This window comes from Ectothiorhodospira magna (assembly GCF_900110965.1).
GTDB lineage: Bacteria > Pseudomonadota > Gammaproteobacteria > Ectothiorhodospirales > Ectothiorhodospiraceae > Ectothiorhodospira > Ectothiorhodospira magna.
Genome location: NZ_FOFO01000009.1, coordinates 85,903 through 96,746, shown reverse-complemented (window position 1 = coordinate 96,746; position 10,844 = coordinate 85,903). Strand labels below are relative to the sequence as shown.

At 63.9% G+C, this 10,844-nt stretch carries 3 protein-coding genes; all 3 read right to left on the bottom strand.

The genetic code is table 11. From position 1 onward, the window contains the following. Nucleotides 1-366: 366 nt before the first annotated feature. Nucleotides 367-5,385 (bottom strand): DUF4214 domain-containing protein, encoded by a 5,019-nt coding sequence (locus BMX62_RS05305; RefSeq protein WP_090205412.1) that lies wholly within the window; start codon nucleotides 5,383-5,385, stop codon nucleotides 367-369. 177 nt (nucleotides 5,386-5,562) lie between these two features. Further along, the gene (locus BMX62_RS05300; RefSeq protein WP_090205409.1) at nucleotides 5,563-8,670 is read right to left on the bottom strand and encodes a glycosyltransferase; all 3,108 of its coding nucleotides are present in this window, start codon (nucleotides 8,668-8,670) and stop codon (nucleotides 5,563-5,565) included. A gap of 25 nt (nucleotides 8,671-8,695) precedes the next feature. Continuing rightward, nucleotides 8,696-10,834, bottom strand: coding sequence for a class I SAM-dependent methyltransferase (locus BMX62_RS05295; RefSeq protein WP_090205406.1), 2,139 nt, complete (start codon nucleotides 10,832-10,834; stop codon nucleotides 8,696-8,698). Between the last annotated feature and the right edge of the window lie 10 nt (nucleotides 10,835-10,844).

The window sequence follows — 10,844 nt, the reverse complement described above, 5'->3', positions numbered from 1 at the left end:
GTCGAGTTGGCATTTTCGCCGGCCAGTTCCTTCAGGTAGGCACGGGCAAATTCAACATTCATTGACATAGTACTTTCTCCAGTCAGTCAGCTTAGATGGGGCTATGGTGCACCACTTGTCGCGCTGCAATCAAGCTTGATACACCGACCCTATCAATCTTTGGGCTGCTTTTCACAGCCGCTCATCCAAAATTCATCAACGAAGCCGCAACCCTGGCGGGACGACGGACGACAGGATACCACAAAGCCTCCCTTGATCCTGAAATACACAGCATCAAAAGGAGGCTTCATGGTCTACACTGCCCCCGGCAGGCCCGCCGAAGCGGGCTGCACGGTGACGTCTTCAAGGCTGCTCATGGCCTGAGAATCAGAACGTGAGCCAATCATTCCAGCCTTCAACATTGCCGATGGCCTGAATGGCCTCGGTGCCATCAAGCGCACCCACGGCATCCACAATATCCTGGGTTGCCGCACCCTCTAAGACCAGGGTCCAGGAAGGATTGTTGACCTCGCCCACCAAAGGCAACGTGATGGCCGGCCCTTCGAAGGTCACATTGATGTCGCCATTACCAGTATTCACCGACACGGTGTCGATGGCATCGACAAGGCCCGGCAGGGTGATCTTGTCGCCGGCGGTGAAGTGGGTCAGGTTGACAATGCCCAGGGTCACATCAGCGGTGCTGGTCAATGTGAATTCCACATTGGCGTTGTCATCACCACGGAGATCGTTCAGATTCACGCCGTAGTTGTAGATGGTGTAGCCGATCTCTGCAAGATCAAGGGTCAGCTCACCATAACCGCTGTCCGGGTCATTGACATCGAAGTTGACCTGTACGGCATCAACGTCCTGATCAGGGGCTTGGGTAGGCGCATCGGTGGGCGCATCGGTGGGCGCATCGGTAGGTGCCTCGGTGGGCGCCTCGGTAGGCTCCTCGAAGGTGAGCCAGTCATTCCAGCCCTCGATAGCGCCGATGGCCTGGATGGCCTCAGTGCCGTCAAGCGCGCCCACAGCGTCCACAACCTCCTGAGTTACCGCATCCTCGAAGACCAGGGTCCAGGAAGGATTGTTGACCTCGCCCACCAAAGGCAGTGTGATGGCCGGACCATCGAGAGTCACATTGATGTCGCCATTGTCAGTATTCAACGACACGGTATCAACGGCATCCATGAGGCTCGGCAGGGCGATTCTGTCACCTGCGGTGAAGTTGGTCAGGTTGACGATACCCAGGGTCACGTTCGCGGTGTTACCCAGTACGAACTGAATATTGGCGTTGTCATCACCACGGAGGTCGTCCAGGTCCGCGCCGTAGTTGTAGATGGTGTAGCCAATATCTGCAAGATCAAGGGTCAACTCACCAAAACCGCTGTCCGGGTCATCGACGTTGAACTTGATCACCTTGAGAGCACCATCCGGGGCGTCGGTCGGGGCGTCCGTCGGGGCTTCGGTCGGGGCTTCGGTCGGCGCTTCGGTCGGGGCTTCGGTTGGGGCTTCGGTCGGGGCTTCATCGATCGGAGGCTGGCCCAATGTCTCCTTCGCAAGGACAGCGGATGCCTTAGCTGCAGCGGTGCCACCAACACTGGCAGCAGTCACGTCGAACAGATTGGAGAACATGTTCCCATACTCCAGGGTTCCCCGCTCGGCAATGCCGGAGAATTCCAGAGCGCCAGCACCGCCGGCAGCAGCTGGGTTCCAGCTGATGGTACCCGTGAATACCTTCTCCACATTGGGGTTGGCAATGTTATTGCCGAGAACGGCGTTGCCATCCGCATTCAGTTCGATCTGCTGATCCTGAACCACGCGCACCACGAACTTGCTGCCATGCATGTTCTGGGCCGCAGCCACATTACCTACATTGATGGAGGCAACGAAATCATTCAGGGCGCGCTGGACCATGCCGGCAGTGAGACCGCTGAAGTCCTTGGGCAAGGAGCCTGCATTGGCAGTCAGGCCAGAAGCGCTGGTCCACAGATCGCTCAGGCTGACCATGACCACTGCATTGTGATCGAAGGTGTTACCCGGAACACCAGCGACACCTGCCGCGTTCACAAAGCTGAACGGCACCTGCTGATCAACCCGGTTGGTGGCATTGTTGGAGGTGCCACGGGCTGCTGCCGCTGCGTCCAGATAGGCGGTAAAGTCGATCTGGTCGGCAACCGTACCCGGCGTTGCGCTGGTACCCGTGTTGAAGTTCATGACGGTGTTATGACCGAAATTACCTTCCAGCACCAAGGTGTCAAAACCGTCACCTTCACGGGAACTGAGCACGATCACGTCGTTGCCTGCACCGGCATTGATGACGTTGAAGGTGATATTGTCAGAATTGGCGCCGGCGCCAGCGAAAGGCTGGCTGGTGTTGTAATCCCGAACACCAGGCAGACCATTCATGTTGGACGCGCCAGTGGCAAAGCCGTCAATGGCGTTGAACATGGCGTTGAACATGGTGGCTGCGGTACCGCCGGCACCCAGGCCTGCATAGATGCCCGTGCCACTGCTGGCATCGGTACCCAGACCCTGGGACGTGGGATACCAAGCCTTCCAGGCCGCTTCCAGCTCGGCAGTGGTTACCGTGGCACGATCATTGAACAGGGTCGCGGTATCGTTGCCATAACGGGCGTCAGTGGACTGATTGAAACCTGCGGCATTGACTTCAACTTCGTACTTGGGTGCAACGAAATTGATCTGCAGATCGTTGGGTGCCAGAGCACGATCAATCTGGGAATCAATCCTCAGCCCTTCGTTACGGAGCTCGGTGACATCCAGCAGATGCCGCAACTGAGCGTCATCGTTGATGGCACGCATAATAGCGGCATTGATGTCACTGGCCGAGGTGGTGTAGGCACTGAAAGTGACCGGGATCACTGCCGAAGTGATGCCCTGGAAGTCAACTTGAACCCCCATCTTGAACATCTGGTAGGTCGTGTCGCCATTGCCGACCGGGTCAGTCTCCACCGCCGGGTTGGGTGCAGCGTTGACCAGCCAAGAGGCATTGACTCCAGTCTCACCCACATAGATCACGTCGTTACCGGTACCGGTGTCGACATTGGCAACGGAACGATGGCTACCCACATGGACCGTATCGTTTCCGGCACCGGTATCGATGGACACGTTCATCAATGCCAAGTGGTTGAGGAAGTTGGAATCGGTACCATTGAAGGCATTGACCGTGACGGTGTCATCACCCGCATTGGTGTTGATATTCAGGGAGAAGTTGCTGGATGCAGCGCTTTCCACGGAGTAGGTCACATTGACGGTGTCGGAGCCGGTGCCAGTGTTGTAGTTGAAAGCGCGGATACCATTGACAATGCTGTCACTGATCAAGGCATTAAGGGTGACATCACCATCGATCAACGCATCCAGACGACCCAGGTTGACGAAACCGGTCTGTGCATTCGGCGCAACACCCAGTGTCAGGTCGCCGTGGAAATCCGTGGCGCGGATGGCGTTGATACCGTATTCGGAGGCACTGGCATTACCAGCAGGTACTGAAGTGCCGGGGACGACGCCGGGGACGACGCTGGGGACGAATTCGTTATCCGCAATCCTATTGGTCGCCGTATTGCTGTTACCAATGGTCAGGTCACCATCAAACCCATTGGCGCTGGTGATGTGGATTTCCTTGAGCAGCGGCGGGGTGTGCTGCAGATGATTGGTGGTGTACAGACCGGACAGGGAGCTGTCCCGCTGCACGGTCAGGTCAAACACCTCAATGCCGGTGGAACCAGAGAAGAAGTTGCCGCCCAGATTATCGGACATGGAACCCACCCGCAGGTAGCCCCCATCGGAGCTGCGACCCACGTCGTCCAGGATCACACGGGCAGTGACCGGATCATCTTCAATATTGACGCCAAGCGGACCTTGATCCCAGTAGATATTGCCGCTGGGGGAGTCTTCGTCCAAACGGGTGGAACCGCCGACGATCTCACGACCCTGGGGGTTGCTGTCCAGCAAACGGATCTGGGGGATGTCGTTACGGCCATCGCCATCGTTGAAGGTGCCCTGCACAACAAACTGAAGACCCTGCAGGCGAGCATCCGCCGTTGCCATGGCGTTGAGGTGGTTGTTCAACAGGCCTACCAGCTGCTCATGGGTGTTGACTCCAGCCATGTCGCCTTCTTGCAGGGATACCCGGAACTGCTCAGGCTCACCTCCACCAAAGGAGAGGTCAAAGCGCAGGGAATCCAGGGGGAACTCGGTCAGCGGTGCGCTGGGGTTGTTGTCATAGGCAGCCTGGTTCAGCAGATCATAGTAGAAGTTGCCTTCGCCCGAGGATCCGGCAGTCAGCTGATCCTGACGGAAGTAGACTTCATAGTTGGATTCGTCACGTTGGGCTTGACTGCCCTCGTTCCCCGTGGAGCGCATGCCGATGATGACGTTATCGGTATGGCCGGGGTTGTTCATGTTCTCGACCCGCAGGGAGCCTTCCGAACCGTTGGACCAGATCTGCTGAATGCCGGACATGTTGTCGGCATTCAGGCGGGTGTTGCTGTTAACCTGGGTGCTGGTGTTGCTACCAAAGTTACCTTGAGCCAGGGCATTGATGAAAATATTTTCCACGCTGGTGGTGATGGGGCGCACCGCCATGGTGGTGTTGAAGTTTTCATCAGCAATCAGGGTGGCTTCCAGGGTGTCGATGCCGGCACCGCCATCAATGCGGTCACCGGTGCCCAGTGTGTTGGTCACCATGCCCAGCATGTTCTGGGACACATCGGCGATGAACAGGTCGTCATGCTCGGTGCCGGTGAGGATGTCCTGGCCGGCGGTCAGGTAGAAGGTTTTTCCAGGCACACCCGGGTCCACCGGGGTGGTACCACCACCTACCGCATTGAATATCGCATCGGCTTCAGCCTTGGCCGACAGCAGTCCAGCGGAGGTGCCGATGTCAGGGCTGTTAAAGGGGGAGTCGGAAGCACGGATGGCATCAAAGAATTCGGTACGGGCCGTGGCACTGGGGAAGCCTTTCTGGGCCAGAGCAGTGACGTGCTCAGCATAGGCCATCTTGTTGTCCCACAGGGTCTGGTCGGCCACGCTGCCACCAGGGATACCGCCAACCATTTCAATGACCAACAAGGCGCGGGCGTCGTCGGCAGACACCCCGTCGGCCAGCAGTTCGTTGTACTTGCCAACCCAGAAATCCAGACCTTCTTCATCGGGCGCACGGTTAAGAATATTGCGGTAGGCAATTTCAAAGAAGTCTTCGGGGGTTTCGGCCTCGCCATAAACGCGGACAAATTCGGGCTGTTCGGCAGCACCAAAGGCGGCAATCATGGCATCCAGATCACCCTGCCAGTACTCCATGTCGTCCAGCCAGAACTGAAGACCGTCAGGATCCGCGGGCCGTCCGTAGTAAGAAATGTAGAACTGCTGCAACACTTGTTCGTTGGTCATTACAATTTTTCTCCGGATTTAATCCAAATCATTCCTGCCAGCCCAGCGTGAACCGGCCAGTGCCCCTGAAAATGCGCGTGCATAGTAATAGCACACAGGGCAAGAACCATCAACCAGGACGCTTCCACGCCAGGGGAAGCCGGTTGGCCCCCTTTGTACTCCAACCCCCCCCAATATTCAATGGCGAGATGATGAATTATCCCCCACCTCACCAAACAGCGCCCACAGACGCCGGGCACTTTCCTGCCATGTGGGGGGGGCCATGCCTCCGGCGGGGGGCAATTGCCCGGCGGCGCGGGCATCGAGCCAGTCCCGGATGCACCGGGCCAGCCCCTGGCCAGTGGGATCCTCGGCGGCAGCGCCGGCAAAATACCAGGCCCCGTCCCCGGCAATCTCCCGGAATACCGGGATATCCCGCAGGATCAGGGGCAGCCCCTGATGGGCCGCCTCCACCAGGGGCAGACCAAAGCCCTCTCCTTCCGAAGCCCCCAGCAAGGCCCAGGCGCCCCGGTACAGGGCCAGTAACTGACCATCACAGGCATCCTCCAGCCAGTGCAGGCGCTGGCCCTGCTGCGGGTGCTGGCGCAGACGCGCCGCCAGTCGGGCCACCGGCGCCCGGTCCTGGGGGCTGTCCTGACGCCAGCCTTCCCGCCCCACCACCACCAGATGCAGGGGCAGATCCTCGGCCCAGAGCCGTTCCAGGGCATCGAGGGCCTGGGCATGGCCCTTGCGCGGCTCGATGGTGCCCACCATCAGCAGACAGCCTTCCCTGACGGCCTGGGCCACCGGGGCGGACAGGGGGGGGGGCGGCAGTCCGGGGTCGGCGAGGAAATCGGCGCCATTGTGGGAGACCTGAATCCGGGGCATGGGGTCCAGGCCGCTGGCCCGCCAATGGTCGGCGAGGGCATCGGCGGTGGCGCCGGAGACACAAAAGCAATCGTCCGCCAGGGCCGCCAGGGTATCCAGCCAGGCCCGGAACAGGAGCGGGACATGGGGGGGGAACCATTGGGGATCGGTGACGGGGAGGATGTCGTGGACCAGAAACCCCAGCCGGACGCCCCGCTGGCGCCACGCCTGTAGCTGATCCCGGCGGCGGACGATGGCCGCCGGCGCCCAGTCCAGCCCCAGGAACTGATCCCTGGGGCGGGGCAGGATCAGGGGATCACCCTGTAAGGGAGACAACCCCTGCTGGGTCAGCAGCCAGTCCCGGGCTTCCCGGTAACCGCCGGCGGCGGGGTCTTCGTAGACCGGCACCAGGGTGCCGGCGCCGTTGTCCTGTTCCAGCAGGGCCAGCAGCAGGGCCTGGGTGACCCGTTCGATGCCGGTGACATGGGGGGCCTGACGCAGGGCGGTGATGTCCACGTAGCAGCGACGGGGACCGGGCACCTGCTGGGCCAGCAGATGGGCCAGGGAGTCCAGGGGGGTGACATCGGGGCAAGCCCGGCCCAGGGTGGCGGCCAGGTGCAGGTAATGGCTGACGGGGCTGTGGCGCTGGCAGGTGGTGAGTGCCTGGCGGTACTGGTCTGCCACCGTCAGGGGATGGTGGTGGTGCTGGATATGGGCCCGGCCCGCGGCGCTCATGCGCTGACGCCGGGCTGGATCGGCGTGGAGCTGTTCCAGGGCCTGTTGCAGCGCCGGGACCGTGACCGGGTCCGGCAGGCGGCAGAGGGGCTCGGCGGGCAGGTCGGCCATGGTGCCGTGGGCGTTGATGATCAGGGGCACCCCGTGGGCCAGGGCGTCCAGGGCGGTGCCGGAGCTTTCGCCGCGACTGTGACGGCGCAACTGTACCGCCACGTCGGCGGCGGCCAGCCAGGTGCGGTAGCTGTCCCGGTCTGCATAGCCGGTGATGCGGATGGGCTGGCCGGCGGGTTCATGGAGGCGGCGGGCGATGGCGTGGCCGTAGTCGGAGTCGGGGTTTTTGCCCACGAACACCAGATGGCAGTCGGGGCGGGCGGCCAGGGGGCTGTCCAGCCAGGCCTGCAGCAGCTGTTCGTTGCATTTGCTGGGGCCGAGGAAGCCGAAGCTGCAGACCAGGAAGTCGTCTTCCGCCAGCCCCAGGGCGGTCCGGGCGGCGGCCCGGTCCGGGGCGGGCACCACGGGCCGGCGCAGGTGGGGGATGATGTGGAATTGGTCTGCCAGATCGCCGGGCAGCCACTGGCGGCCCAGGGCCTGGGCATGGTCGGAATGGACAATGACGCCAGTGGCGGCGCTGAGCAGATCCCGGTTGCAGGGGTAGCCCAGGATGGCGGCTTCCACCCCGTCTTCGGCCAGGGTGCGTAGCCCCGGCAGGCCGTGGCTGTCGTAAAGGGCCTGGGTGAGGGCCTGGGGGATGCCCCCCTGGAACTGGCGCCAGGCGTGCATGTGGCCGAGGAAGAAGTCGTGAAGGACGACGACGCCGGGCCAGGTGCGGATCAGGTCCACCATGTGGGCGTGGTATTCGGCGTTGCCCATCTGGTAGACGATGTGGTCAAAGTCCCCTGCCCTGGCCTGGAAGGCGGCCAGATCCACCACCGGGAACAGGGCCTCCAGTACCGGATCGGTCAGGGGCGGGCCGGCGTTGACCAGGGTGATGTCAAAATGGCGGGCCAGGGGGGGCAGCAGTTCGGCACTGTAGTCGGAGATGCCCGAGGGGACCGGCGGCAGGGGGGAGACAAAGGCCAGGGTGGGCCGGGGGGCCGGGGGGGCAAGCTGGGTGAATCGGGCCAGGGCCTGGGCCTGGGCCTGGGGGTCGGCGGCGGGGATCGGCCACAGGGCCTGGGGGGGCACCAGCAGACTGTCTTGCAGGCGGGCGGCGGCCTCGGGGGTGTCCGGGTGTCCGATCCGCTGGGCCAGTTGCACCCAATGCCAGTAGCGGGCGGTGGCGCCGGTGGCGGTGGTCCAGGGCAACAGGGCCGGGTCCAGATGGCCGCTGAGGGTGGCCAGGGTGGCACAGGGCAGGTCCAGGGGGGGCGGTTCCAGGGGGGGTAGATCGTCGGCGGCGGGCAGCCAGTAGAGGGCCGGGGCCAGGGCACGGACGGCGGCCCGGTCGAGGATGGCCCCGAGCCGGCGGTGGGCCGGGTCCGTGGGGATCTGGACCGAGGGGGCCAGATGGAGCCGGTGGGCGGGTAGATGGGCAGCCCAGGCCCGGCGCAGGGCCGGGGCCTGATCGGGCCGGGCGGGAGCCAGCCAGAGGTGGTGGTCGGCACTCTGGCGCAGACAGGCCAGCACCCAGGCCAGGGCCGGGTGGTCCACGGTGGCGGGGTCTGCCGGGGGTGGGGGCAGATAACGCACGTCGATCAGGATCATCGTTTTTGCTGTCTTGTGGCTGGCGTTAGGAGGAGCGGTGGCGCCGCAGGGCGGCCCTGGCCCAGGCTTCCGTCGGGGGCAGGTCCGGGGGGGGCGTTATCGACGCCGGGGTCGGGGGGGTGAGCAGGTGGTGTTCCAGTGTCCGGCGCAGGGCCGGCAGCCGGGCCAGCAGAGTCAGGGCCAGGGTTTTGAGCCGGGGCCGGCCCAGTACCTGGGCGGCCAGGGCGCGGATCAGGAGATGGGGCAGATGGCGTAACCGGGCCGGGAGCTGGCTCAGCCATTGGCGGCCCTGGCGCAGGCGCTCTACGGTGTGGCGCAGGGGAGCGGTGAGGCGCCAGGAAAGGCTGTGGCGCAGGGCGGCCTCGGCGGCGGCCAGTCGGGCGGCGTAGTGGTGCAGGTCATCCAGTTCGGCCTGAAGCTGGCTGATCTGGCTCTGGGCCTGCTGATGTTGATGCTGGGCTGCCTGTTGCTGGTCCTGCAGCGCCCGCAGTCGGGTCAGCAGGTTGCGTTCCTGTGCTTTGGCAACGGCCAGGGCGGTTTCGGCATCCCGCAGGCGATGGTCGGTCTGGTGGCGCTGCTGGTCTGCTTCCCGGGCGCGGATTTCGGCGTCGTGGGCCCGGCGCTCGGATTCCCGCGCCCGACGTTCGGCATCCAGGGCATGGGACTCGGCCTCGAAGGCGCGAGCCTCCACGCTGGAGACATGCTGGGTGTACTGGTCGTGGCGCCAGTGCAGGAAGGCAATGGACCGGCCATGAATGTCCACCGCCTGCTCCATGTCGGCGATCCAGCGCTGGGGAGGCAACAGGGGTGGCCCCTCCTCCGGTGACTGGGTCAGCAGGGCCTGAAGGCTGTCCCGCATCCGGGCAAAGCGCCATTGGGCCGGGGGGGTGTCCCAGAACCGGGCGGCCCATTGGCGGTAGGGTGGCGGCAGGCCCCAGGGGCTGATGGCGGCGGGGCGCAGGGGTTCTGGATGGTGAACCTGGCCGCTGACCAGTTCGTGAATCAGGATGAAGACCGCCAGATGGGGACTGCCGGGCCAGGCCCGGTCCACCGGCTGGGGGACGATGGCGCCGTAGTCGATGAGAGCCACGGTGCCGTCATCCCGGCGCAGCAGGTTCCAGGGGCGCAGGTCGTTGTGGTAGAGACCGGCGGCTTCCAGGGTGGCCAGCTGGTCCAGAACCTGTAGCAGCACCGGGGCGTGGTCCGGCAGCGGTCCCTGGCGCAGTTCGTCCAGCAGCAGGTGGCCGGGCCACCATTGGCGGATCAGCCAGCCAGCGTCCGGGTCACTGCCGTAGTCCAGCAGGGCGGGTACGGTAAAGCCCGCCGGGGGGTGGGTGAGCTGGTGGATTTCCCTGGCCAGTTCGCCGGAGTTGTCGAAGGCGGGGGGGGCGTCGAAGCGGAAATGCTTGATGAGCCGGTCGCCGCTGCGATAGTAGCGGCGGGTGCCCTGGTAATGCCCCTGGGCCAGATCGTGGGATTGCTGGGTGTGGCTGTCGATGGGGCCGGCACCGGGGGGCAGGATCCAGTAACGGTCACTGACCACCAGCAGGGGCCGGGGCAGGTCTGAAAGATGGGTGGGGTGATGGCCCAGGGGGTGAATGAAGGCGCTGTCTCCCAGGATCTCCAGGGGGTCCGCCGGCAGGGATTCGGCCCAGGGCAGGGGTTCTTCCTTGAGGGCCAGTTCCAGGATCAGGGCGGCGGCCCCGGCCCGGACCTGGGTCAGCCATTGGCTGATGGTGTCCTGGCCGTGGGCGTGGATGAGGTGGTGGAGCACGCTCAGACCCAGGATCAGGTCGTATTGGTCCGCCGGGAAGTCCTCCAGCAGGGATTCCACCGTGGCCTGGGTGAAGGTGACGGTCAGGTCCGGGTGTTCGGCAGCCAGGGCCTGGCACAGGGCGATGCTGGCGGGGTCGCTGTCGATGCCCTGGACCTGGGCGCCACGGGCGGCCAGATGCAGGCTGAAGAAGCCCTGGGCGCAGCCCAGGTCCAGCACCCGCGGGGGGCGGCCCAGATGTTGTTGCAGGGCATCATGGACCGCCAGTATCCGGTCCAGCCGGTCCTGACAGGGGCGCATGGCGGCGGCGGAGCATTCCGGGTGGCCGTAGACGGGCTGGTACAGCTCCGGCAGGGCCGCCAGCAGTTCCGGGGAGATGGAAGATTTCATACCTTATATA

Excerpts from the sequence above, each read along its gene's own strand:
- BMX62_RS05305 (WP_090205412.1), bottom strand. The coding sequence starts at position 5,385 with ATGACCAACGAACAAGTGTTGCAGCAGTTCTACATTTCTTACTACGGA.
- BMX62_RS05295 (WP_090205406.1), bottom strand. The coding sequence starts at position 10,834 with ATGAAATCTTCCATCTCCCCGGAACTGCTGGCGGCCCTGCCGGAGCTG.
- BMX62_RS05300 (WP_090205409.1), bottom strand. The coding sequence starts at position 8,670 with ATGATCCTGATCGACGTGCGTTATCTGCCCCCACCCCCGGCAGACCCC.